Origin of the sequence: Pseudomonas sp. UBA3149 (assembly GCF_002364655.1) — a bacterium.
Classification (GTDB): Bacteria; Pseudomonadota; Gammaproteobacteria; order Pseudomonadales; family Pseudomonadaceae; genus Chryseomonas; species Chryseomonas luteola.
The window spans coordinates 344,007-368,344 of sequence record NZ_DEYV01000006.1; the positions used below are offsets into that span (position 1 = coordinate 344,007).

Annotated in this window: 25 protein-coding genes and 1 pseudogene; 15 read left to right on the forward strand and 11 right to left on the reverse strand. The window is 57.6% G+C overall.

What is annotated here, in order from left to right; all coding sequences use genetic code 11:
- The first annotated feature begins 24 nt into the window (after window positions 1–24).
- Window positions 25–669, forward strand: a complete 645-nt coding sequence (locus B3729_RS05295) for an HAD family hydrolase (protein ID WP_125888065.1) — start codon at window positions 25–27, stop codon at window positions 667–669.
- 477 nt (window positions 670–1,146) lie between these two features.
- On the opposite strand, the gene B3729_RS05300 is transcribed toward B3729_RS05295, so the two are convergent.
- The 3 genes from B3729_RS05300 to B3729_RS05310 all read right to left on the reverse strand — a co-directional run bounded on the left by B3729_RS05300 (window position 1,147) and on the right by B3729_RS05310 (window position 5,441).
- Entirely contained in the window at window positions 1,147–2,067 is a 921-nt protein-coding gene (locus tag B3729_RS05300) for a choline ABC transporter substrate-binding protein (protein ID WP_286787309.1), read from the reverse strand.
- A 68-nt stretch (window positions 2,068–2,135) separates the two neighbouring features.
- The gene (gene betC / locus B3729_RS05305) at window positions 2,136–3,647 is read right to left on the reverse strand and encodes a choline-sulfatase (RefSeq protein ID WP_286787310.1); all 1,512 of its coding nucleotides are present in this window, start codon (window positions 3,645–3,647) and stop codon (window positions 2,136–2,138) included.
- Window positions 3,648–3,800: 153 nt separating this feature from the next.
- Entirely contained in the window at window positions 3,801–5,441 is a 1,641-nt protein-coding gene (locus B3729_RS05310) for a methyl-accepting chemotaxis protein (protein ID WP_286787311.1), read from the reverse strand.
- Between the two features lie 168 nt (window positions 5,442–5,609).
- Between B3729_RS05310 and B3729_RS05315 the strand changes: the two genes are divergently transcribed.
- The 3 genes and pseudogenes from B3729_RS05315 (at window position 5,610) to B3729_RS05320 (ending at window position 8,273) form a co-directional block, all read left to right on the forward strand.
- A complete protein-coding gene (locus B3729_RS05315; RefSeq protein ID WP_286787312.1) occupies window positions 5,610–6,545 on the forward strand; it encodes a choline sulfate utilization transcriptional regulator in 936 nt (311 codons plus the stop codon).
- A gap of 102 nt (window positions 6,546–6,647) precedes the next feature.
- Window positions 6,648–7,190 (forward strand): annotated as a pseudogene (locus B3729_RS24735) (MCP four helix bundle domain-containing protein); the annotation flags it as partial.
- Window positions 7,191–7,214: 24 nt separating this feature from the next.
- Window positions 7,215–8,273 carry a methyl-accepting chemotaxis protein gene (locus tag B3729_RS05320; protein ID WP_409438597.1) on the forward strand — a complete coding sequence of 353 codons (1,059 nt, stop codon included), beginning with the start codon at window positions 7,215–7,217 and terminating at the stop codon, window positions 8,271–8,273.
- 63 nt (window positions 8,274–8,336) lie between these two features.
- Here the strand turns inward: B3729_RS05320 and B3729_RS05325 are convergent, their stop codons facing one another.
- The gene (locus B3729_RS05325; RefSeq protein ID WP_286787314.1) at window positions 8,337–8,720 is read right to left on the reverse strand and encodes a VOC family protein; all 384 of its coding nucleotides are present in this window, start codon (window positions 8,718–8,720) and stop codon (window positions 8,337–8,339) included.
- Window positions 8,720–9,889, reverse strand: a complete 1,170-nt coding sequence (locus B3729_RS05330) for a lactonase family protein (protein ID WP_286787315.1) — start codon at window positions 9,887–9,889, stop codon at window positions 8,720–8,722. Before B3729_RS05330 ends, B3729_RS05325 begins: the two co-directional genes overlap by 1 nt.
- Before the next feature lie 194 nt (window positions 9,890–10,083).
- On the opposite strand from B3729_RS05330, the gene B3729_RS05335 reads away from it, so the two are divergent.
- Together B3729_RS05335 and B3729_RS05340 are read left to right on the forward strand one after the other, a co-directional pair.
- On the forward strand, window positions 10,084–11,100 hold the full coding sequence (locus tag B3729_RS05335; protein WP_286787316.1) for a zinc-dependent alcohol dehydrogenase family protein: 1,017 nt from the start codon (window positions 10,084–10,086) through the stop codon (window positions 11,098–11,100).
- Between the two features lie 3 nt (window positions 11,101–11,103).
- The gene (locus B3729_RS05340) at window positions 11,104–11,463 is read left to right on the forward strand and encodes a DOPA 4,5-dioxygenase family protein (protein WP_010796390.1); all 360 of its coding nucleotides are present in this window, start codon (window positions 11,104–11,106) and stop codon (window positions 11,461–11,463) included.
- Window positions 11,464–11,562: 99 nt separating this feature from the next.
- Here B3729_RS05340 and B3729_RS05345 read toward each other — a convergent pair whose 3' ends face one another.
- Window positions 11,563–12,069 (reverse strand): anti-virulence regulator CigR family protein, encoded by a 507-nt coding sequence (locus tag B3729_RS05345; protein WP_181123851.1) that lies wholly within the window; start codon window positions 12,067–12,069, stop codon window positions 11,563–11,565.
- Window positions 12,070–12,348: 279 nt separating this feature from the next.
- Between B3729_RS05345 and pbpG the strand changes: the two genes are divergently transcribed.
- Window positions 12,349–13,269, forward strand: a complete 921-nt coding sequence (pbpG, locus tag B3729_RS05350) for a D-alanyl-D-alanine endopeptidase (protein ID WP_074821005.1) — start codon at window positions 12,349–12,351, stop codon at window positions 13,267–13,269.
- A 179-nt stretch (window positions 13,270–13,448) separates the two neighbouring features.
- Here the strand turns inward: pbpG and trpA are convergent, their stop codons facing one another.
- Window positions 13,449–14,258 (reverse strand): tryptophan synthase subunit alpha, encoded by an 810-nt coding sequence (trpA, locus tag B3729_RS05355; protein ID WP_010796387.1) that lies wholly within the window; start codon window positions 14,256–14,258, stop codon window positions 13,449–13,451.
- Complete coding sequence (gene trpB, locus B3729_RS05360; protein WP_122041186.1) at window positions 14,255–15,463, reverse strand: tryptophan synthase subunit beta; 1,209 nt, start codon at window positions 15,461–15,463, stop codon at window positions 14,255–14,257. Before trpB ends, trpA begins: the two co-directional genes overlap by 4 nt.
- Before the next feature lie 99 nt (window positions 15,464–15,562).
- Here trpB and B3729_RS05365 point away from each other — a divergent pair, with 99 nt between their 5' ends.
- Window positions 15,563–16,453 (forward strand): LysR family transcriptional regulator, encoded by an 891-nt coding sequence (locus tag B3729_RS05365; protein ID WP_037029877.1) that lies wholly within the window; start codon window positions 15,563–15,565, stop codon window positions 16,451–16,453.
- 49 nt (window positions 16,454–16,502) lie between these two features.
- Here B3729_RS05365 and B3729_RS05370 read toward each other — a convergent pair whose 3' ends face one another.
- On the reverse strand, window positions 16,503–16,823 hold the full coding sequence (locus B3729_RS05370; protein WP_286787317.1) for a DUF883 family protein: 321 nt from the start codon (window positions 16,821–16,823) through the stop codon (window positions 16,503–16,505).
- A 179-nt stretch (window positions 16,824–17,002) separates the two neighbouring features.
- Between B3729_RS05370 and B3729_RS05375 the strand changes: the two genes are divergently transcribed.
- From B3729_RS05375 to B3729_RS05400, 6 genes are all read left to right on the forward strand, one after another.
- Window positions 17,003–17,218, forward strand: a complete 216-nt coding sequence (locus tag B3729_RS05375) for a dodecin (RefSeq protein ID WP_010796383.1) — start codon at window positions 17,003–17,005, stop codon at window positions 17,216–17,218.
- Window positions 17,219–17,625: 407 nt separating this feature from the next.
- Window positions 17,626–18,234 (forward strand): LemA family protein, encoded by a 609-nt coding sequence (locus B3729_RS05380; RefSeq protein WP_112297976.1) that lies wholly within the window; start codon window positions 17,626–17,628, stop codon window positions 18,232–18,234.
- Window positions 18,231–19,010 (forward strand): TPM domain-containing protein, encoded by a 780-nt coding sequence (locus tag B3729_RS05385; RefSeq protein WP_286787318.1) that lies wholly within the window; start codon window positions 18,231–18,233, stop codon window positions 19,008–19,010. Before B3729_RS05380 ends, B3729_RS05385 begins: the two co-directional genes overlap by 4 nt.
- Before the next feature lie 15 nt (window positions 19,011–19,025).
- The gene (locus B3729_RS05390; RefSeq protein ID WP_239383265.1) at window positions 19,026–19,643 is read left to right on the forward strand and encodes a TPM domain-containing protein; all 618 of its coding nucleotides are present in this window, start codon (window positions 19,026–19,028) and stop codon (window positions 19,641–19,643) included.
- Window positions 19,644–19,701: 58 nt separating this feature from the next.
- Complete coding sequence (locus tag B3729_RS05395) at window positions 19,702–20,928, forward strand: multidrug effflux MFS transporter (RefSeq protein WP_286787319.1); 1,227 nt, start codon at window positions 19,702–19,704, stop codon at window positions 20,926–20,928.
- Window positions 20,929–21,047: 119 nt separating this feature from the next.
- The gene (locus tag B3729_RS05400; protein WP_286787320.1) at window positions 21,048–22,064 is read left to right on the forward strand and encodes a MerR family transcriptional regulator; all 1,017 of its coding nucleotides are present in this window, start codon (window positions 21,048–21,050) and stop codon (window positions 22,062–22,064) included.
- 23 nt (window positions 22,065–22,087) lie between these two features.
- Here B3729_RS05400 and B3729_RS05405 read toward each other — a convergent pair whose 3' ends face one another.
- Entirely contained in the window at window positions 22,088–22,609 is a 522-nt protein-coding gene (locus tag B3729_RS05405; RefSeq protein ID WP_019366505.1) for a hypothetical protein, read from the reverse strand.
- Window positions 22,610–23,273: 664 nt separating this feature from the next.
- Between B3729_RS05405 and B3729_RS05410 the strand changes: the two genes are divergently transcribed.
- Window positions 23,274–23,573: a hypothetical protein gene (locus B3729_RS05410; RefSeq protein WP_010796376.1), complete on the forward strand. Its 300-nt coding sequence runs from the start codon at window positions 23,274–23,276 to the stop codon at window positions 23,571–23,573.
- Window positions 23,574–23,623: 50 nt separating this feature from the next.
- Here the strand turns inward: B3729_RS05410 and B3729_RS05415 are convergent, their stop codons facing one another.
- Window positions 23,624–23,917 carry a hypothetical protein gene (locus B3729_RS05415; protein ID WP_286787321.1) on the reverse strand — a complete coding sequence of 98 codons (294 nt, stop codon included), beginning with the start codon at window positions 23,915–23,917 and terminating at the stop codon, window positions 23,624–23,626.
- Between the last annotated feature and the right edge of the window lie 421 nt (window positions 23,918–24,338).

Consider the following 24,338-nt stretch of genomic DNA (forward strand, 5'->3'; position numbering starts at 1 on the left):
CCACAGCCTTGATGAGAAGACTTTATGCCTTATGCCAATCTCCTGTTCGATCTGGACGGCACACTGACCGATCCCAAGCTCGGCATCACACTGTCCATCCAATATGCACTGGCTCAGATGGGTATCAATGAGCCCGATCCAGACACGCTTACTCATTTTATCGGCCCGCCGCTGCACAGCGCCTTTATGGCGTCTTATGGATTCGACGATGCCCAGGCCTGGCAAGCCGTGGAGCACTATCGGGTGCGCTTTAAAGAGAAGGGCCTGTATGAAAACACGCCGTACCCAGGCATCCGCGAGACGTTGGCAGCGCTCAAAGAGAAGGGGTACAGCCTGTATGTGGTGACGTCCAAGCCTTGGGTGTTTGCTAATGAAATCGCGCGCCACTTTGAGCTGACGGGGTATTTCAAGGCCATTTATGGCAGCGAGCTGGATGGCACGCGTACGGATAAGGGTGAGCTGATCAAACATGTGCTGGAGACGGAAAAGCTGCAGCCCGAGACCTGCCTGATGATTGGGGACCGCAAACACGACCTCATAGGTGCTCGACGCAACGGTGTAGATGCAGCCGGTGTGAGCTACGGTTATGGAGGCCGTGCAGAGCTGGAAGCGGAAGGGCCGCGGTTTGTGTTTGAGACACTGGAGGCGTTGAAAGAAGCGCTGGTGTGATGAGCAAGATGGGTTGAGCTGCGCGATACCCATCATCAAAACATTCATGCCACTGAATACAGAGAAAAGCAGCAAAATCGCTTCGCTCAACATGCTCCTTAACCGCCGATATTCCCTCCCTGTAGGCCGCGAAATCATGTGTAGCGCGCTCTAAAGCTCGCTACATGACCCGGTGAAGTTACTCATAACCGCCCCACTTCGTTAGCAATAGGTATGACTATTTATCTGGCGATTTCGCATAGTCTTTTAACTCATACGATGTCTGACGTATGACGTTTCATAAGTTTGTGAAATACAGGAAATAAGGGAGGTGTAGCCGATAAGGGACATTTTTTGTCCGCTGCACACGGTGCGATAAAGGCTATCGCCGTGTTGTGACAGCCTAGTGAATATGGCTATCGATAGGGGCTGGTTCAGCCTGTAGCTGCAGGGAAAACGGGTTAGTGATACATCCCGTTTTCCCTGCGCAATCATGTTCTACAACTTTGCCTTGACCGCGTCCAGACCGTCGCTACCGTCCTTGGTTTTCACCCCCTGCAGCCAGGGCTCAATGGCCTGTGGATTAGCCTTGAGCCAGTTCTGTACAGAGTCGGCATAACTGATCTTTTTCTCCACTACGTCGTTCATGATGGCGTTTTCCATATCCAGCGTGAACGCAAGGTTGGAGAGTAGCTTGCCTACGTTCGGGCACTGCTCGGCATACCCTTTACGTGTCAACGTATGAACTGTGCCCGCCTCGCCAAAGTATTTCTCACCGCCGGTGAGGTACTTCATCTCGTAATTGATGTTCATGGGGTGGGGCGTCCAGCCCAGGAAGACCACCCACTGGTTGCGCTTCACAGAGCGGCCTACCTGCGCCAGCATGGCCTGCTCACTCGATTCCACCAGTTGCCAGCCGCCCAGATCGAACTCGTTACCGTCGATCATCTTCTGGATCGACTGGTTACCCGGGGCACCCGAGCCGATGCCGTAGACTTTCTTGTTGAACTTGCCAGCATGCTTGGCCAGATCGCTAAAGTCTTTCACACCGGCGTCCCAGACATACTTGGGTACGGCCAGGGTGAATTCGGTCCCGTTCAGGTTTTCCCTGAGGTCGGTCACCTGGCCGCTTTTAACGAATTGATCGTAATACCCTTGCTGCGCAGGCATCCAGTTGCCCAGGAAGGCGTCGATCTTGCCATCCTTCAAGCCGCCAAACACGATGGGGACGGAAAGCGTGTCGACCGTGCTCTGGTAGCCCAGCGATTCGAGCAGAAAGCCGGCAACAGCGTTGGTAGTGGATATATCGCTCCAACCCGGATCAGCCATACGAACAGTGCCGCAAGCGGCATCTTCAGCGTGAACCTGCATACCAAACAGGGCGGCGCCAACCATCAAAAGCGTGGGTATTGGTTTCATGCGTGCGTCCTTCAGCGTGTGTTATCGGGTCTACAGTGGCCCGTCAGCATCCTTCGGGCAAGGATTGATTACAACGGCTGTGGATAACGGGCACGGCGCTCCAGATCATCCAGGTCGATGTGGTTGCGCATGTATTGCTGGCTCGCATCCACGAACGGCTGGTGATCCCATGCTGTACGTACGCCTTTATTCAGCGCCTCGGCGACAAAGCGGCGACGCCGCTGGCTGGCCAGCACATCGGCATGGATATGGGGTATGGACCATCGGGTACGGGCCTCCTGTACAAAGGTATCCAACACGCTCTGGTATTCACTGCTGGTTGCAAGGTTCTCCAGCTCCTGGGGATCATTGGAGAGATCAAACAGAAGCAGCGGGTCCTGCTCGGAGTAGATGAACTTGTAGCGGCCACGCCGGATCATCATCAGCGGGCTATGAGTACCTTCGGCCATGTATTCGCCGATCACTTCATCGTGGCCCTCACGGTTTTCCAGGTGCGGCAGCAGTGATCGACCATCCAGGGGCAGGCCGTCCTGCACACAGCCTCCGGCCAGCTCCACGAGGGTCGGCAAGAGGTCCATGGTGGAAACCGACGCACTGACGTGCCGCGCCGCAAACTGTTTGGGGGCGTGGATGAGCAGGGGTACGCGGGCAGACATCTCGAACCAGTGCATCTTGTACCAGAGGCCGCGCTCGCCCAGCATGTCGCCATGATCACCCGAGAAGACAATGATCGTATCCTCTGCAAGTCCGCATTCTTCCAGAGTCTTGAGCAACTTGCCTATATTGGCATCCACATAGCTGCATGCCCCATAGTAGGCGCGGCGCGCATCCCGAATCTTTTGCTCCGGCAACGGCTTATCCCACAGGTCGATGACCTTGAGCAGGCGCTGGCTGTGAGGGTCCTGTTCATCCTGGGACAGCGTCACCTGTGGCAACTCGATGTCCGTTTCCTCATACAGATCCCAGAATTCCTTGGTAATCGTGTAGGGGTCATGCGGGTGAGTCATGGAGACAGTCAGGCAAAAGGGCTGGTCATCCCCCCGACGGACATGGTCGTAGAGGTATTGCCTGGCCTTGAAGACCACTTCCTCATCGAAGTCCAGCTGATTGGTGCGGATGGAAGGCCCGGCCTGCAGCACGGATGACATGTTGTGATACCAGCTTGCACGCACATCCGGCTCGTCCCAGTTCACCGCCCAACCATAATCGGCAGGGTAAATGTCGCTGGTCAGACGCTCCTCGAAGCCGTGGAGCTGGTCCGGTCCGCAGAAATGCATCTTGCCGGAGAGGGCAGTGCGATAGCCCAGGCGGCGCAGGTAATGGGCATAAGTCGGAACGTCCGCAGGAAAGTCAGCGGCGTTGTCGTAGGCCCCGATTCTGGAAGGCAATTGCCCACTCATCAGGACAAAGCGAGAGGGCGCACACAACGGGCTGTTGCAGTATGCCGAATCGAACACCACGGCCTGCTGTGCCAGACGCTCAAGATTGGGAACCTTGATGGGCGAGTCGGCACGGTGGAGCGGCAGCAGCGGCGTAGCCATCTGGTCCGCCATGATGAAAAGGATGTTTGGCTTTTTCACATACCCTCCGACCTGTGTTGATGATTACGTACTCACACTTGTAATCATCATCAGACGAGGGCTCCTGATCGGTAAACCGCATAGGGAGGCATGACTTGGATAAGTACAGCTTATGCCATAACCGGGCTCCATCCGTGGAGCCGGATCCTGTACTTACAATTTGAACTGAGCAACCAACTCATTAAAGGAACCAGCAAGACGTGACAACTCTTGGCTGGAGGCACTGGTCTGGTGAGCGCCTGTGGCAGTCTGGGTAGATAGGTCGCGGATATTCAGCAGATTACGGTCTACCTCACGAGCAACCAGTGCTTGTTCTTCCGTTGCACTGGCAATCACCAGATTACGCTCGTTGATGCTAACGATCTTATCGGTGATCCGCTGCAGCGCCTGATCGGCCGACTGCGCCATTTGCTGAGTGTTGCGAGCCAGTGTCTGGCTATTTTCCATAGCGCGAACCGCTTCCTCGGCGCGCGCCTGCACACTAGCAATCATGGTTTCAATCTCACCCGTCGAAGCCTGGGTCCGGTGAGCAAGCGAGCGGACCTCATCTGCAACCACTGCAAAACCACGGCCCTGCTCACCGGCACGGGCGGCTTCAATGGCGGCATTAAGCGCGAGTAGATTAGTTTGTTCCGCTACCGTACGGATGACGTCCACAACCTTGCTGATATCGCGTACCTGCTCGGCCAGGTTTTCAACTGTTCCTGTCGAGACATCAAGCTCATTGACCATGCTGGTGATGGCTGTAGCCGCTTCCTGTACCTGCTGGCGACCCAAACGTGCTTCTTCAGTAGAGCTTTGCGACGCTTCGGATGTAGACACGGCGTTACGGGCTACCTCTTCAACGGCTGAAGTCATTTGATTGACGGCCGTTGCTGCCAGCTGGACTTCGTCATTCTGGCGAACCAGCCCTCTTGAGCTTTCCTCGGTTACAGCGCTCAGCTCTTCAGCAGCGGAAGCCAGTTGATCCGATGCGCTGGCAATCTGTTGGAGCGTACTCTTGAGGCTATCCTGCATATCCACCAAGGCCAGCAACATCTGGCCAGGCTCATCTTGACGAGTTGTCTCAATACGCTGAGTCAGATCACCCGCGGCGATACGCTTGGCACTGGCCACTGCCTCAGCGATAGGACGAGTAATCAGGCGAGTAATAAAGAGGCCCAGCCCAATTGCCAATACAAAGGCCAATGCAATACCACCAAACAGGGTCAGCATTGCGCTGGATTGCAATGCTTTAGATACTTTGGTGCTTTCTTCAACCTGGCGGTTATTAGAGGCAAGAATAGTTTTGAGGTCGCCAATCAGTTGCTCGAATTGAGGCTGGATCGTCGAGATCAGTAGTTCCCGGGCATGGCTGATATCACCCTGAGCCAGGTTGTTCAAATATTGGTCAACGCTGACCAAATAAGCAGGCCAGATACGTTCGAAATGATCACCCGCCTGCTTTTCATCCGGTGCCAGGTGTGTGTTCCGGTAGGTGGTAAAGGCATTTTCACCTGCCGCTTGTTCTGCCTTGAGGTTTTGCAGAATTTCAGCTTTTTCAGCTTCCGTCGCGCCGCCTACCGTGACAGCCAATAGACGATAAAGGTAGCGGTTTTGAGAGATGACGCTTCCCAACGCTTCGTTGGCCCGGCTCACCGAAACCAGATTATTGGTGGTTAATTCATCCATCATGCCTGCCAGGCGATTGATACCTTGCAGACCTAAAGCTCCTACGCCCAAAGTAATGAAAGCACACAGGATAAATGTCAGGGTCAACTTGTACGCGAGCTTTAACTGCATAAACCAGCTCATGGGATTAGCCTCGATAGTTGCTGCAAGGTGGCAATTTAATATCGCAAGCTTGGAGCTAAGAATTGTGAAACAGTTCGCATAGTTTTTCTTTATGGTTATTGATGATCCTCCCTATCAGAGAGAGCCATAGCCGATTCGCTCCTATGGATCACTGTCAAAGGGATTGCCATGATTAACGCCTCGCCCTCCTTGGATACATTAAGAATTTTCAGTGTTGCTGCACGCCTGCTCAGCTTTACGGCCGCAGCCTTGGAATTAGGAACAACCCAGCCAGCGGTCAGCCAGCAGATCAAGCGTTTGGAGCAAGACCTAGGCGTACGGCTTTTTGATCGAATCTACCGCGGCCTTGTTCTGACTGAAGCGGGTAAGTTGCTCCATCACCACGTGCAGATGGGAATGGAAAACATCGAAACGGGATTGGCTACGCTAAGGGAGCACCCTGCCCATGAGGTTTTGCAGGTGGCGACTGATTTTGCCTTTGCGTCCTACTGGCTGATGCCTCGTCTGCCGCGCTTTCATGCTACCCACCCCGAGCTGGATGTCAGCCTGATTACAAGCGACAGGATGATGAATCTGATGCGTGAAGATATCGATGTAGCTCTGACCTTTGGCGATGGTCGCTTCAAACATGGTGAGTCGCTGGCCTTGTTCCGAGAAGAGGTCTTCCCGGTCTGTAGTCCGCGCCTTGTTCAGAGCATGACACTGCCGCTCCCCAAACAAACGCTGGCCAGCCTGCCCATGCTACATTTGAAGCCGGAGCTGTCGAGCAAATGGTTCGACTGGAAAGAACTCTTCCAGGCGCTGGATATTCAGGCCCCGCCTATTCCGGCGGTGTTGAGCTTTGATAACTACACCCTCGTCATTCAGGCCGCTATCGCTGGCCAGGGCGTTGCGATTGGCTGGCGGCATCTGGTGGACAATCTGGTCGAGCAAGGGCTGCTATGTCGCCCGATCGCCGAGTGCGCCACGTCCGCCTATGGCTATCATGCACTGATTCCCGAGCGGAAGCGGCGGGGCAGGCTGGTCGAGCAGTTCGTCGGGTGGCTGCATAATGAGATCAACGGTGAAACCCTTGCGCTAGACAGGTTTCGACTCAGTGTATGAAAACTATTTTATTGCGATATGTAAAAAGCCTATCAAGCTAATAGCGCCCGGACCGATAGGACAAGCAAAGGCTTTTTGCCTATTGTTCCTGAGGATGGACTCATGGCGTTACGCACTCTGAAAATCGCCCCCCGCCTGGCCGTAGGCTTTGGCCTTATGGCACTCATCGTTCTAGGGCTCGGCCTGTTTTCAATGAGCCAGATGAGCAACATGCGTGAGCAATCACGGCAGGTTGATACGCATTGGTTACCGGCCATCAATGCGCTGGGCGAGATCAACATGGATATGATGCGTATCCGCGTCTTTACCTTGCGCCTGTTTACCGCGGACACGGCGCAGCGTCGCCAGGAAGATAGCCAGAAGGCAAGCGATATCAAGGCGAGTCTTCGCGATACTCAGGCTCGCTATGAAACGCTCCTGGTACTGGACTCTGAAAAAGAGGCCTACGCTCACTTCAAGCAGTGGCAGGACAAGTATTTTACCGATCAGGCTGAAGTGACACGCTTGGCGCTGGCGGGCGACATGCAATCAGCCTCGGCCATACTCAACAAGAGCCTGAACGAATACGCCAACCAGATGGCTACCCAGCTCAAGAAGCTGGCAGCGCTCAGCGCAGACGAATCCGGCAAGGCCGCCGACAAGGCGGAGGCAGCTTATAACGCTGGCAAGCTGGGCGTCGGCCTTGCCATCGCCCTGGCGTTTGCAATCACGGTATTGCTGGCCTGGGTCATGAGCCGCAGCATCGTACGTCCGCTGGGTCAGGCCGTGAGCAGTGCACGCGCCGTGGCATCCGGCAACCTGAGCGTGCCGGTTCAGGTAGAAGGCAAAGATGAAGTAGGGCAGCTGCTCGAATCCCTCGCCGTCATGCAGGGCAACCTGCGCGATGCGATCGAACAGATCTCCTCGTCCTCCACACAACTGGCCTCTGCGGCAGAGGAGCTGAATCTGGTTACGGAAAGCTCATCCATGAACCTGACCCAGCAGAACCACGAGATCGAGCAGGCTGCAACTGCCGTGACCCAGATGAGCACCGCTGTCGAGGAAGTGGCCCGTAACGCCGTGTCCACCTCCGAATCGTCCAAGCGCTCGGCGCAGGCCGCTCACGAAGGCCGCACCAAGGTGGACAACACGGTTACAGCCATTGAGCACATGGCCGGCGAGGTGGACAAGACGTCCACACTGGTCAGCGGACTGGCCGAACAGGCCCACGATATTGGCAAGGTGCTGGATGTAATTCGGGCCATTGCCGAGCAGACCAATCTGCTGGCCCTGAACGCGGCCATTGAGGCAGCACGGGCCGGTGAAGCGGGGCGCGGCTTTGCCGTGGTCGCGGATGAGGTGCGTGCCCTGGCCCACCGCACCCAGGAGTCCACCCGTGAAATCGAACAGATGATCAGCGCCATCCAGGGCGGTACGCAGGAAGCCGTAACATCCATGCAGGGCAGCGCCAGCCAAGCGCAAAACACGTTGGCGATCGCCCAGTCTGCCGGTGCGGCGCTTGAAGAAATCACCCAGCTCATTGCCGAGATCAACGAGCGCAACATCGTGATTGCCAGCGCGTCGGAAGAGCAGGCGCAGGTGTCTCGTGAAGTAGACCGTAACCTCGTCAACATCCGTGACCTGGCCTCCCAGTCCGCAACCGGCGCAGCCCAATGCAATGCTGCCAGTGCGGAACTGTCTCGCCTGGCGGTGGACCTGAACGGACTGGTGAAACGTTTCGAGATCTGACGCCTGTGTAAAACGAAAGGCAGCTCCAAGAGCTGCCTTTTTTATTGGCTGATGGCCTCGTCTTTAGCGCTCGTAGAGCTCAAGGGGCAGGTCGTCCGGATCGCTGAAAAAAGTGAAGCGTTTCTGCGTCAGCTCGTCTACCCGGATAGGCTCTACAGCAACGTCATGCTGCTTGAGATGCGCAATGGCAGCGTCCAGGTCTTCCACGGCAAAGGACAGATGACGCAGCCCTTGCGCTTCCGGCCGGGAAGGGCGCGGTGGCGCGTCCGGGAAGGAGAACAGCTCGAGCTGGGCGTGATCACCAACAGCCAGATCCAGCTTCCAGGACTGGCGCGCCTCACGAAAGGTTTCGGCTATCACCCTGAGCCCCAGCACCTCGATGTAAAAACGCTTGGACGTGGGGTAGTCGGAGCAGATCAGCGCCACATGGTGCAAACGGTCGAACATCAGGGCACCGCCACGAACTTCAGGTCGGACGGCATGGCTACGTCGACACTCTGCAGCTCTTCGCCCAGCTTGCCAGTCTGCGGATCACGCGCGAACACCTTCAGCTGGCTGCTGCCCTGGTTGGCGACCAGCAGATAACGACCGGTCGGGTCGATACTGAACTCGCGGGGCTCGCGACCGTTGACGGAGCGGCGATCAACAAAGGTTAGCGTTCCTTCCACCGGATCGACGGCAAACACATCGATGTGGTTGTCATCGCCTCGGTTGGCAGCGTAGAGGAAGCGGCCATCGTTGGAGAGATGGATGGCGCCTGCTCCTACCTTGCCGCTGAAACCTTCCGGCGCCAAGGTGTAGACCTGTAACTGTCGCAGTGCACCGTTTTCATGGGCGAACACCATGACCTGTCCGGTCAGCTCAAGAGTCAGGTAGGCGAAACGGCCATCACCGCTAAAGACGATATGGCGCGGGCCGCTGCCTGATGGAACGGGCGTGTAGGGGGTTTCAGCCGGAGATAGCGGACGTTCCTGTCGCGCAGGGTTGTAGCGATAGGCAAAAATCTTGTCAGCGCCGAGGTCTGGCGAGAACAGATACTGGCCGTCTGGCGTAAACGTCACCCCATGTACATGGCCGGACGTCTGCCGCTCCGGGTGATTATTACTGGCCTGGAAGAATTCGATCTGGGCAACCGGGCTCAGCACACCGTTGCTTTGCACCGGCAGCGCGGCAAGAGAGCCTTCGGGCTCGACGGAATAGTTGGCGACAAACAGGAACTGTCCGTCAGGGCTGAGCGTCGAGTGAGTTGGATGATCACCCAGGGTCTTGACCTGACTGATTTGTTGCAGCCGGCCGCTTTCTGGATCGAAGCGATAAGACGTGGCGCGGCCAATGTCATCGCCCTGGCTGCCACGACCATTCTCGTTGACGACAAATACGGTACGGCCGTCGCGCGCCAGCGTCAGATAGGACGGGTTGTGGGCTTTGACAACGCGCAGCGGTCCGGTGACCTGCCCGGCACGGCTGTCGAATCGGTAGACATAAAGCCCCTGGCTGCTGCCGTTGGTGTAGGTCCCTACCAGCAGGTTATACAGTCCCGGCTCAGCGCTGGCGGTGGTCGCGATGCCGGTCAGTGGCGCGAGCAGGAACAGTGGTAGCAAAGAGGGCAGCTTCATGGCGTTTACTCATTCTGATCAGTGAGGCACGGGCAAAAAAGTTAGCTAACAGACCTGAACCGGTGATATCAGTTCGCTTTGTGACACATTCTGTTGAGCTTCATCGTTTCCATGCGGTCCGACCCAAGTGTAACGGTTTGAACCTTTTTCTGTGGCGGCCCTGAGCCCGCTCATTTCTCAAACAGGAGAGTACGATGCGTTTCTATTGCCTGCCTAAAGCCGAATCCTATGCAGACCTGACCCTGCGCGAGCGTGATACACCCAAGCCGGGACGCGGCCAGGTTCTGGTCAAGATGAAGGCCGCCTCGCTGAACTACCGCGACCTCATGGTCGCAACCGGCCGTTACGCACGTGGCGGTCTGCCCAAGGATCTGGTACCCCTGTCCGACGGTGCAGGGGAAGTAGTGGAGATCGGAGATGACGTTGACCGCGTCAAAGTAGGCGATCGCGTGGCCGGTATCTTCATGCAGACTTGGATTGGCGGCCATCTGGACCCCACCCACGGCGCCTCCGCCCTGGGTGGCGCCGTGGGTGGGGTGCTGTCCGAATACGTACTGTTCGACCAGAACGGCGTGGTTACACTGCCGGAGCACCTGTCCTATGAGGCTGGCGCTACCTTGCCTTGCGCCGGTGTAACCGCCTGGCATGCACTGTTTGGCAGTGTTCAGCCATTGGTGGCTGGTCAGACCGTGCTGCTGCTGGGTACAGGCGGTGTGTCCATCTTTGGTCTCCAGTTCGCCCGTGCGGCCGGGGCGCGTACCATCATTACCTCATCCAGCGATGAGAAGCTGCAAAAGGCCAAGGCCTTGGGCGCTCACGAGACCGTGAATTACAAGCAGTATCCGGAGTGGCAGGAGCAGGTGCTAGGCCTGACCGAAGGGATCGGCGTTGACCATGTGGTAGAGGTCGGCGGCGCCGGTACGCTGCCTCGCTCGCTGCGCTCGACTCGTCCGGGCGGCGCCACCCACCTGATCGGTGTGCTGACGGGCGGAGAGATCAACCCGGCAGCGCTGATCCAGCGCTCTGTCGTACTGGAGGGTATCTATGTCGGCTCACGCGAGATGTTCGATGCCATGAACCGTGCCATCGCCCTGCATCGCATCGAGCCGGTGATCGACAAAGTCTTCAGCTTCGACGAGGCCGAAGCGGCGTATCGCTACATGGACGGACAGGGCCATGTGGGCAAAGTCGTCATTCGCTTTGAAGGGTAAGACATGACAGCGGCTATCCAGGGCTACCACGCCCATGTCTATTTTGACGCCACGACATTGGAGCAGGCCAGGGCACTGTGCGAAGAGGCTGCGCGCCGCTTTGCCGTGACGATGGGCCGGGTTCACCAGCGACCGGTCGGCCCTCACCCGGACTGGAGTTGTCAGCTGTCGTTTCGTCCAGAGGTATTTGCGGACGTGGTGCCCTGGCTGGCGCTCAACCGGAACGGGCTGGTGATCTTTCTCCATCCCGTGACCGGCCATGATCGTGCCGATCACCGCGACCATGCCCTCTGGATGGGTGCGGTAAGGCCGCTTGACCTCTCCGTGTTACCCGAAGAACCCGTGCAATACGACTTTCAGTAAGCCCGTGATGACGCACTGTGCGGCACCATGGATTGCTTTAGTCTAGGCAAAGGCGCACTAACGCAGGGTTACTGCGCCACCACCCAAAGAATTGACCAATCAATCCAGCACGTTGTGCAGGACCTCATACACGATGCCGGTCGTGATGGCGATCAGTACCATGTCCGTGCCCAAACGGCGCCATTCATAACCCTCATAGCGGGGTAGCTGCTTGGCGATGCCGGGTGGCAGCGGCTTGCCATACCCGTGGGGTAGCGGCTTGCCCTTGGCGATCACCAGCCCCGGCGGAAGCGGTGAGCCGCGGCCGATCTCGCCCTTGTGGGCCCGTATGGTTTCACGTACCGGGCTGAAATCCTGCGGAGGTAACCGCTTGCCATGGCCCTGGCTGGCCTGCGGACCGCCATGTCCTTGATTGCCCTGGTTACCCTTCGACTGGGCAGAACCGCCTTTATGGTCCTGGCCATGCGGCATCTGCGCGCCCTGACCGTGTCCCTTGCCGCCGCCCTGCGGCCCATTCATTTGATCCGGCGGCGCAGCCAGCGCAAGTGGCGATCCCACACACAACGTAACGCATACGCTGGCGATGGCTTTTTTCATGCGATTCATGGTGGTCTCCCACATGGCGATCCAGAGGATCCTGATTCAAAACAACCCGTTACCTACGGTATGGGCTGTTTTCAGTCTATCGTCATCCGCGTCGTCAGAGCGCTATGTCAGCAAACCTTTACCTTCGCGCCACGAAAAAACTTGGGTAAGGGGGTTCCATCGCCCGGGAGGGTGCCCTTTATACTGCCGCTGCGCCGGACTCGGGACCTGCCAGAGTGCCTTTCGAGACGCCAGACAGGTCGAGTCTGCTATTTACCTCTTCAGCCGGACGATATTCACGTGAAATATCTTTCTCTCGTATTGAGTGCTGTATTGATCGGGGGCAGCCTGGGGGCTGCAAATGTCAGTGCAGCCGAGGCCAAGGCCACTGTACCGATGCGGCAAGAACTGGCATCGGGCAGCGCCCTGCTGGTCGACATGCAAACGGGCCAGCCCTTGTATTCCAGCAACCCCGACGTCGTGGCTCCCATTGCATCCGTCACTAAGCTTATGACTGCCATGGTCACCCTGGATGCCAAGCAGCCCATGGATGAAATGCTGACCGTCAAGATTGACGATGTGCCGGAAATGCGCGGTGTGTATTCGCGTGTGCGTCTGGGCAGCGAGATCAGCCGTCATGACATGCTGTTGCTGGCGCTGATGTCCTCGGAAAACCGTGCTGCCACCAGTCTGGCCGAGCATTACCCGGGCGGTGTAAAGGCCTTTGTGGCCGCCATGAACGCCAAGGCGCGTGCGCTGGGCATGACCAATACCCACTATACCGAGCCGACAGGTCTGTCCCTGAACAACGTCTCGACCGCCCGTGACCTGGTCAAGCTGCTCCAGGCCACCCGCAATTACCCGCTGATTGGTCAGCTGAGCACCACGCAAGAGAAGACTGTGGCGTTCCGCAAGCCCAATTACACCCTGGGCTTCCACAACACCAATCACCTCGTGGGCAAGAGCGACTGGAATATTCAGGTCACCAAGACCGGCTTTACCAACGCAGCGGGTCATTGTCTGGTCATGCGCACGGTCATGAACAACCGCCCGGTTGCATTCGTGGTACTGGATGCCTTTGGCAAATACACCCACATGGCCGATGCGAGCCGCCTGCGCAAGTGGATAGAAACCGGCCAGGTCACCCCTATCCCGGAAGTGGCCAAGGCCTACAAGCAGCAGCGCCATATGGCTGCTCGTCAGGCAGTCGCCGCGCAGTAAGACGCGGTATGAGCGGGAATGAGGGGTATCGCCAAGCTCAACCCATCCTGCAAAACAAAAGCCGCTGCAAATGCAGCGGCTTTTGTTTGAGGCGAGTGCGTTACGCGCAGTACCGGCAGGGTATTAGCCCATAGGATAGATTGAGCGAAGCGATATCCATCACTCAGGCCACTTATCTATCATCGCCTCGCGCTGCGTACCGCTTCCGCCAGACTGCCACACAGGCTCAATACACCCTCGACGGCCTCGGTGCTGCTTTGCGCCTTGGCGATCTGGTCGACCAAGGCGGAGCCCACTACCACCCCATCCGCCAGCTGAGCAACCACTCTGGCCTGCTCGGGCGTCCGGATACCAAAGCCTACGCACAACGGAAGCTGAGTGAACTGCCGCAGCCGCTCGACCGCATGCTCGATGTGTTCGTTCGTGGCCGAACCCGCCCCTGTCACACCCGCCACCGAGACGTAATATACAAAGCCTGAGCTGCTGTTCAGCACACGCGGCAGGCGGTTATTGTCTGTAGTAGGTGTCGTCAGCCGGATAAAGTCGATGCCTACGGCCTGAGCCGGGTCACACAGCTCGGCGTCGTGCTCGGGCGGCAGGTCCACCACGATCAGGCCGTCTACACCGGCATCCCTGGCTTCGGTCAGGAAGCGTTCAACGCCATAACGGTGAATCGGATTGTAGTAACCCATCAGCACCAGGGGTGTTTCGGCTTCTTCCTGGCGAAACTCACGCACCATCTCCAGCGTTTTTGCCAGGGTCTGCCCGTTCTTCAACGCACGCAGGGCCGCAGCCTGGATGGCCGGGCCATCCGCCATGGGATCGGTGAAGGGCATGCCTAGCTCGATCACATCGGCACCCGCCTTGGGCAGGCCCTTGAGGATTGCCAGCGACGTAGCGTAATCCGGATCACCCCCGGTGGTATAGGTCACGAGCGCGGCGCGACCCTCTTGCTTTAACTGGGCGAAACGGGTTTCCAGACGACTCATAGCTTGTCTCCCAGATGGCTCATCACGGTTTGCATGTCCTTATCGCCGCGGCCGGAGAGGCAGACGATCATGATGTGATCCTTGGGCAGCGTAGGCGCGCGCTTGTAGGCTTCAGCCAGAGCGTGGGCGGATTCCAGCGCTGGAATGATGCCTTCCAGACGGCAGGTCTGGTGGAAAGCCGCCAGCGCCTCGTCGTCATTGATCGGCACATACTCCACGCGCTTCACATCATGCAACCAGGCGTGCTCCGGGCCGATGCCAGGATAGTCCAGGCCGGCGGAGATGGAATGCGCGTCGATGATCTGGCCGTCGTCGTCCTGTAGAAGAAACGTACGATTGCCATGCAGGACGCCAGGAACGCCACCGTTCAGGCTGGCGGCGTGCTTGTCGGTACTGACACCGTGGCCACCGGCTTCAACGCCAATGATCGCCACGTCCTTGTCGTCCACGAATTCATGGAACAGCCCCATAGCGTTTGATCCACCGCCCACACAGGCGATCAGGCTGTCAGGTAGACGACCCTCTTTCTCAAGAATCTGCGCCTTGGCCTCACGACCGATTACGGCCTGGAAATCACGAACCATGGCCGGGTAGGGGTGTGGACCGGCAACGGTGCCAATCAGGTAGAAGGTATCGGCGACATTGGTCACCCAATCACGTAGTGCCTCGTTCATCGCATCCTTGAGTGTGCCCGTACCGGCAGTGACCGGGATCACCGTCGCCCCCAGGAGCTTCATGCGAAAGACGTTGGCCTGTTGCCGGTCGATATCGGTGGTGCCCATGTAGATCACACAGGGCAGGCCGAAGCGGGCCGCTACGGTGGCAGTGGCCACGCCGTGCATGCCGGCGCCAGTCTCCGCAATGATGCGGGTCTTGCCCATACGCTTGGCCAGGAGAATCTGGCCGATGCAGTTGTTGATCTTGTGCGCGCCGGTGTGGTTTAGCTCTTCGCGCTTCAGATAGATCTTGGCGCCACCAAAATGCTCGGTCAGGCGCTCGGCGAAATACAGCGGATTGGGGCGGCCAATGTAGTCGCGCTGGAAATAGGCCAGCTCATCCAGAAACGCCTGATCCTTCATCGCGGCGGTGTACTCACGCTCGAGATCCAGAATCAGCGGCATCAGGGTTTCGGCCACGTAGCGGCCACCAAACTGGCCGAACATGCCCTGAGCATCAGGGCCTTGGCTGTAGGTCATGTCTGTCATGGGAGAGCTCCCTGTGAATATGGTTTTACACTAACCGGTTGCTGGACAGGAATAAATCGATAAGATCGCCTGTATCTGTCAGGAAAACTCACAGGTCGGATAATGAACGATCTTCCTCCTTTAAATGCTTTGCGTGCCTTTGAGGCAGCGGCACGCCTGGGAAGCGTCAGCAAGGCAGGAGCGGAGCTGTTCGTTACCCATGGCGCGGTAAGCCGTCAGATTCGTGCATTGGAGGAACAGCTGGGCGTGGTGCTGTTCGTCAGGGAAGGGCGGGGTCTTGCGCTAACCGAAGCGGGTCTTCGGCTGCGGGACGCCAGTGCCGAAGCGTTCGAGCGGCTGCGCAGCGTCTGCGCCGATCTCAAACGCGGCGCCAGCGATGCCCCCTTTGTTCTGGGGTGTTCGGGCAGCCTTCTGGCTCGCTGGTTCATTCCGCGGCTGGATCGACTCAACCGTGAATTGCCTGAACTACGGCTGAGCCTGTCTACCAGCGAGGGAGAGCTCGATCCCCGCCGTCCCGGCCTCAACGCCACACTTTTGTTTGCCGAGCCAACTGCACCGCCGGACATGCACGTACACGTACTGGCCCCTGAATGTATCGGCCCGGTCGTCAGTCCCCGGTATGCCAATGCGTCCCTGTTTCAGAACGCACCACCTACGGCATTACTGGGCGAGCCACTATTGCATACGGCTTCCCGCCCGCAGGCCTGGCCTGCGTGGGCGCAACGCCATGGTCTGCCAGCTGACAGCCTGACGGTTGGCGCAGGCTTCGAGCACCTGTATTACCTATTGGAAGCGGCAGTGGCCGGGTTAGGGGTCGCCATTGCGCCTAAACCCCTAGTGGCAGGAGATCTGGCGGCAGGACGGCTGATAGCACCGTGGGGATTCGTTGAGACCGAAGCGGTTTTGGCATTATGGGTGCCGGGGCGGCTGGCGGACCAGCGAGCACAGCGGCTTGCACAGTGGCTGCGAGCAGCGCTGGCAGAAGACTAGGAAGGATCATCGCCGCCCGGCAAGGCGAGCGGCGAAAAAGGCGACATTATTATTCGTCGCGCAACAGCCACCAGCCTGCCAGTACAGTCAGACCGGCCACCACGCCTACAGTAGCCCAAGGGTGCTTGCGCACACTTGTACCGGCTATTTTGCTGGCTTCTAGTGCCAGTACACGTGCTTCGTCATAAAAATCTTCCAGGCTCTCACCCGAGCGGTGCAGCGCGTGGCTGGTGGTGTCCTTGAACGACTTCAACGAATGACGGGACTCCGCCGAAGCACTGCGCTTCAAGGAGGAGAGAGAATCTTTCAGTGTCTGAATCTGGTCTTCAAGATTTTCAAGGGTTGCCTGATAGGAACTGTTACGAGCCATGGCGTGAACCTCCTGTTTCATTGGGTGTTCCGGGTCTGACTTCACCCGGCAGCGAAAGTGCGACACAAACTTGATCAACACTTGTACACACTGAACTAATCCACGTTTTGATGAGACTCATTAAACAAGCGGTTTTTTCCTTGGCCAGATGATTGGCCAACTACAACCAGGAGGTTTACATGTCTGATCATCACACGTACAAGAAGCTGGAAATTGTCGGCTCCTCCACCACCAGCGTCGAAGATGCCATCAACAACGCCCTGGCGGAGACCAGCAAGTCCATCAAGAACATGGAGTGGTTTGAAGTCGCCGAGACGCGCGGTCATATTCAAGACGGCAAGGTGGCGCACTACCAGGTAACGCTGAAAATCGGTTTTCGTATCGAAAACAGCTGATCTGATAAAAGAGATTTCGCAGTGAACCAATAAGCGGCGAAACGCTCTATTGCTGCGAGAACTTCCTGGAGCTGCCCGGCAGGTGATAGCGCAGCGGCCTTTGCGCCGATCCGCTATCAACCCCCGCGCAGCTCCGTAATCCCATTCCTCTGCATTTCCCCTCTCGTTATCCCATCTGCAACAAAAACCTAACGCCTGTTCCGGGCAGTTCCGTCTGCCAGATAATGAGCCTCGCTCAGTCTTACCTCAATGGGCAGTGGTTGCGATTTTCGTGACAACAGCGGAGGCGATTGGCCTGAACTCTTGCGGGGTCGCGCTATCCGTATTTATACGCACGCTTCGTCATCACGAAGCCATGACTGCCACCCATATTCAGGTATACAAACGGAGAGTTACACGCAATGTACATGACCCAGGGACTACGCTTGAGCTGGAAAATTGCGGTCTTCGCCGTGCTGGCTTCGCTCTTGAGCGGCTGCGGCATCAACACTATCCCTACCTACGATGAGCAGGTGAAGTCGGCTTGGGCGCAGGTGGAAAACCAGTATCAGCGCCGTGCCGATCTCATCCCGAATTTGGTTGAGACTGTAAAGGGTTACGCCAAGCAGGAGCAGGATACCCTCACCGCTGTGATCGAGGCCCGTGCCAAGGCGACCTCCATTCAGGTCGACGCGAGCACGCTTAACGATCCCCAGAAACTCCAGCAGTTCGATCAGGCCCAGCAGCAGCTGAGTGGTGCCCTGAGCCGGTTGATGGTGGTGTCCGAGCGTTATCCGGATCTGAAATCCAATCAAAACTTCATGGCCCTGCAATCCCAGCTGGAAGGTACTGAAAACCGTATCGCCGTGGCCCGCCGTGACTTCATCGCCTCGGTCGAGCGCTATAACACCGAAATCCGCACTTTCCCGGGCAGCATCTGGCACAAGATCTTCTACAGCGACCTGCCGGTTCGCGAGAACTTCAAAGCCACGACGCCCAACGCTGATCAGGCACCCAAGGTCAACTTCAATCAATGATTGATCGCCCGGTGTTTCGCGCCTTTGCGCTGTGGATCCTGTTCTGGGCCTGTGCAGAGGTGGCACAGGCCCAGCAGGCTCCTGCCTTCCCACCCTTGACCGGCCGGGTCGTTGATCAGGCCGGAATGCTGGATGTCCAGACCAAGGCCCGACTGGAGCAGATGCTCAAGGCCCATGAGCAGGCGACGAGCGAACAGGTGGTGGTCGCTACCATCCCCAGCCTGCAAGGCCGTTCCATTGAGGAGTATGGCTATCAGCTCGGTCGCCATTGGGGGATCGGGCAGAAAGGCAAAGACAATGGTGCGCTACTTCTTGTCTCGCGTGACGACCGCAAGGTCCGAATCGAAGTCGGCTATGGTCTAGAGGATCGTCTGACGGATGCACAGTCCTTCTTGATCATCAATCAGGTGATCGTTCCCGCGTTCCGGCAGGGTCAGTTTGCCCAAGGCATCAGCGAGGGAGCCAGTGCCATGCTCAAGGTGCTGGGCGGCGATCCGCTGGCACGCCCGGCACAGGATGATACATATCACGGCAGTGAAGATCGTCCTACCCCGATTCTGTTCATCGTCCTGTTCGTCATCATCCTGTTCATGATGAAAGGTGGCGGAGGCGGGCGTGGTGGACGTGGCGGGCGAGGCAACTCGGTGCTAACCGGCGCAATCCTTGGCAGTGTTCTCGGCGGTGGTGGCCGCTCGGGAGGAGGTGGCCTTGGAGGAGGTGGTTTTGGTGGGGGCGGCGGCAGCTTTGGCGGCGGCGGGGCTTCAGGTGATTGGTAAGGAGAGCGGACCTCTATGACATTACTCAACGAGCACGAGCAGCGACAGGTCGCTGAAGCCATCTCTCGCGTTGAACGCAATACCGATGCAGAGCTGGTCACGGTGCTGGCCGCACGGGCCGATGATTACACCTATATCCCGTTACTCTGGGCGAGCCTCATTGCATTGATCGTTCCAGGCGCAATCAATTACTACCCAGGTTGGTTGAGCCCCCATGAACTCCTGCTGGTCCAGTGGGGCACGTTAATTGTGCTGAGTCTGATCTTCCGTATTCCAGCCATCACGACGCGTCTGATTCCGCGCCAGGTGCGTTGCTGGCGCGCGTCCAACCTGGCACGCCGTCAGTTTCTCGAGCACAACCTTCACCACACACAGGCGGAAACTGGCATGCTGATCTTTGTATCGGAAGCCGAACGCTATGTGGAAATCCTGGTGGATCGGGGAATTTCACAAAAGCTGAGTGACGAAACCTGGCAGTCGATCATCGCAACCTTTACACAGCAGGTTCGTCGCGGCGAAACCTTGCAGGGCTTTCTGACCTGTATCGACGCATGCGGTGAGCACCTGAAGCAACACCTGCCGGCAACCCATACGCGTAACGAGCTACCGGACCGGCTGATCATCCTGCCCTGAGGGGTAGGCGTTTCCCTTGTTTGACGCGGGCCACTGTGGCCCGTGACAGGTTATTTCCTTGCAAACGACCACCACCTCTATTCCTCGCTATCCCGTGATGGTGCTGATCCTCGGCGCCCTGGCCTGTATCGGCCCCATGTCGATTGATGCCTACCTGCCGGCCTTTGGCGCCATCGGCCGAGATTTTCAGCTGACACCTGAAAAGACCCAACTGACACTCGGCCTGTATATGCTGGCGTTCGCATTCATGACGCTTCTGCATGGCACCCTGTCCGACTCGTTCGGCCGCCGGCGGGTCATTCTTTCGGCCCTGGCGGTGTACATCGCCGGCTCGCTGATCGCGGCGCTCGGCCCGAGCTTCGACTGGCTGCTGGCAGGCCGTGTCTGCCAGGGCCTGTCCGCTGGTGCAGGAATGGTAGTGGGACAGGCCATCGTGACGGACTGTTACAAGGGTCCGGTGGCCCAGAAAACCATGTCCTACATCATCATGGTCTTCAGCGTGTCCCCAGCCTTTGCGCCGATTATTGGCGGCTACCTGTCAGAACACACCGGTTGGCGCGGCGTATTCTTTTTCCTGGCGGCGCTTGCCGTCTTCAGCGCCTCGCTCTGCGCGTTCCTGATGCCCGAGACCCTGGCGCCAGAACGCAGACAAGCCTTCGATCTGAGCGTCCTGTCGCGCAATTACGGACGGGTCATGCGGGACGGGCAGTTCATGGCCCGCGCTGTGGTCTTTGGCGCCCTGTTTGGCGGCTTCGCCTTCCTGATCGGCGCCGCCCCCGATTTTGTCACCCAGGTACTGGGGCTGGCCGAAACTGACTTTGGCTATCTGTTTATTCCCATCGTAATCGGATTGACCAGCGGGTCCTTTCTGGCAGCACGGCTTTCCTCACAATTGCCTTCCGGTCGACTGATCGGCTTTGCCTACGCCATGCTTGGCCTGAGCTGCCTGATCAACCTGACCTATACAGGTCTGGCTACCGACCTGAACGTCTATGCGGCCGTCATCCCGCACGGGCTGTTCGTCTTCGGCCTGTCGCTGGGTATTCCTACCATGACACTACGCATCCTCGAGTGCGTACCGGAGCTGTCCGGCACCGCCGCGTCAGTCCTGGGGTTTGTCCAGATGATCTTCTTTTCCATCGTCAGCGGCTGGCTTGCACCGCTGGTGTACGGCAGCGCCTTCCGTCTGGCCGTGGCGCTGTCCATTGGAGTCGTGGTAAGTGGCTTGGGTTGGGCGCTGGTCACGCGCCTTTCCTCATCGGCCGAGCCCGCCTCAGCGCGGTAATGTCTTTCCGGGCTGGCCATTTAAATAGCCAGCCCGCGTCTTTGTTCATAGCCCCCTTGACCCTATCGTAACGTGAGGCCTCAGGATCAATTCCGCACGTGGAAGAAAGGAGTAATTCGATGCTATTGAAAGTGGGCGAACTGGCTAAGCAGTCGGGTCTTACGATTCGGGCTCTTCACCATTACGACAGCATCGGCCTGCTCACACCCTCCGCGCGCTCCGATGCCGGCTACCGACTGTACAACCGGGCCGATATTGCCCGGCTGCACCAGATCCAGGCCCTGCGTGGCATGGGCCTGTCGCTGGCCGAGATCGGAGCCCTTCTGGCGCGGCCAGACGTTGCGCTCCTGACCATCACCGAGCAGCAGATCCGCCTGCTGGACCGACAGATTACCCGGCAAACGAATCTGCGTAATCGCCTGGCAGACCTGCATCGCCAACTCAGTGAAGGAGAGGAGCCTGACCTGGCCGATTGGTTGAAGACCCTGGAATTGATGACCATGTACGAACAGCATTTCGCCCCTGAAGACCTGAATGATCTGCCTTTCTACACTCCCGCCAACCAGCAGGCTTGGCGCGCACTAGTGCAGGAAGCCCATCAGCTCCTCCAACAAGGGCTCCCCCCTGAGTCCGTTCAAGCACAGTCGCTGGCACGGCGCTGGATGACGCTCCTGGAGCGCAATACATCAACCAACCCGGCCCTGGCCGTACGGCTCAACGAGCTGTTCCGCCATGAGGCCCCGCTACAGGAACAGACGGGTGTCACCACCGAGATGACCCGCTTTATCCTGAAGGCCTTCACGGCCGGCAAGCTTGCGATCTATGAACGGTATCTCACACCCGAAGAGTTCGCCTTCATGCAGGCAAACTATGGCGAGCAGGTCCCGAAATGGCTACCGCTTCTGGCCGATCTACGCCGCATTATGGATAACGGACTGCCTCCCCACTCTCCAGAGGCGCTGCAGCTGGCGCAACGCTGGACCGCATTGTTTACCGCCTATGCAGGCACAAATCCCGAGACCCACCATAAACTGCGCCAGGCCCATGCCTGCGAACCGCAACTGGCTGAGGGCACCTGGATGACAGACGATATCCAGCGCTATCTCGGCCAGGCCATGGCAGCACTGCACACCTAGCCCTGCAAGCCCTGATCCTGTGATCAGGGCTTGGCAAATGAGAGAGACAGCGAGGGCAGCTCCAGCGGAGGCTTGGTCAACCAGGCCTCCTCTTCCGCCTGGGTCGGCACGAACCGGCCTCCTGTTGCCTCTTGTGGCACCTGACCGGCCAAGGCGAAGGAACCCATGCCGAGCGTACAGGCCGAACTTGGATAGTGACTGGAGATGGCATAGTCATCCGTCAGGGCATGGGCACTCATTGCGCCGTTCTGCGCGAGCACGGCCTCGACTACGGCCTGCTGCTGGTACTCGGTAAGCGTGACCGTCAGGACAGTCGAGTGCTGGGTAATGGCCTCGCGCGCGGGCTCATCATCGGCCAGGTCGAAAAGTGAACAGAAGAAATGGCTGATTCGTTCACCCAACGAACCTGTAGAAGAACCTGCCGTCTCATTTCGAGAGGCTGAAAGTGAGATATGCCGACCGGCTACACCTTTTGCGATCAACTCATGTCGGACATGCTCGGCTTCGCTTAGGCAGCCGAAGGCTGCTTTGAGAATGTGCTCCATCGCTACCACCCTTTTTAGTTATTGTGTCCACAGCCCGCTTAGCCGGGCCTGTCGCTAAAGGCAGACAGCGCCACCTGAAGGGAAAGGGCTCATCTGCCTGCCAAGGGATTCTGCAACAAGGTAAAAAGGGTGGGTGAGAGCATTTCGTCCGCCCGGCACATGCCGATGGGAAGCAATACGACTAGGACTGGACAGATCCAAAAGACCTCACTGACGGGGTCACTTTAAGCCGCTGCGCTGGAGTGCCTCTACTGAAACCATTCCAGCGAAACCGCTTCGATGGGCAGGGAGAAGAAGGCTCGTTTCGGAACGCGCCCGTAAGCGTTGAGTCACCTTATATGTTTTTAGACGAAAGGCTATGCCAGCATATCCTGGCGTACGGCAGGGACGAACAATACCGTGACTGACATTCTGACGCAGGGCTGCTCCAGCCAGGGCCACAAGATGTGATAAGACCAGAAACGATCGGCAGCCTGGAGGGTCCTATCTGTTCGAAAAGACAGTCCAGGCACTTGAGCTAATGGCCTATGGCTTTAGCACAAACCCATGCTTATTTACATGAACCTGCTCACAGCTCTGCACGGCAGCTCCCCATTTTCTTCGAAGCGCGCGTAGGATTTCAGGATGCAGTTAACCTGCCTGACTGCTTGAAAAGGAATTCAGCATGAAATGCCCCCACTGCAAACAAAGCATCAGCGCCTTCCACGCTGCAGTTTTCGGTCCGCCTGAGTCGGATGGAAGCCGATTATGTCCCGAATGCCACAAACCCTTTACCTTGAAGCTTGATGTGTTCAGAGCTATCCCAGCAGCAGCCAGCGGTGCCGCCGCCGCCCTGTTGATTGCCTTCAGAATTCCCTATGTCGGCTTTCTTCTGGGTGCCTTCGTCCTGGTATTTTCGCTATATCTGACCTCAATGCGCCTGACCAAACCTGCATCGGCTGAAGAAGAGGCGGTTTCACCATGAGCGTCCGGCTGCCACATCAGGCGGGCAGCCCAGAAAGGAGAGGGGGTACGTCAGGACTTGGGCATGCCTTCCAGCATGTACTTCTCAAGCTCGACCCGGCACGTAAGGCGGGTGCAGGCAAAAACCCGGTCATTCCAGTCGGCCAGTTCTGGATAGTCATTCTGTTCGAGCATATCCAGAAAGCCCTTGAGGCGGTATGCCTCGCTTGCGCCAAGGCGCATCAAATCAAAGCCGTGACTGATCGCAACGATCTGCAGCAGCTCGCTGACTCGCTCACCCCAAAAGACATGCTGCTCTTTGGGTACAAAACGTCCAATACTGGGCGCGGAGTGAAGATAGCTCATTCAGTGTTTCCTGAAGAATATTCATTCAAATCCCTTGTGTTGATAGCGTTAGCGCGAAAGCCGAATTTCCTGTGGCCTCTTTAATAAGTCGACACAGTAAAAGGAAACTTTAGGATCACAATGCTTTTTGCTTAACCGATTCTCCCATGTTCAGGAATGATTCAGATTTCCCTACAATACCGTGAATTAGTGCACACAAATATTTGGTTAACCTAATCGCCAATGCTTGACCTAGAGCCTTTTGCCATCATCGCATTTGTGTAAGTCATTAAAATGACCAGCGCTGTGCCGGTTAATTCTCCAAAGGCCGTATTGAAATGCTGAGATGGCCTACTTGCCTTACAACGGCGTACTAATACGGGTGACGATCGATAAACGCACATATGAAGCGTTTTGTGTCCGATTATCGGACACAACTACC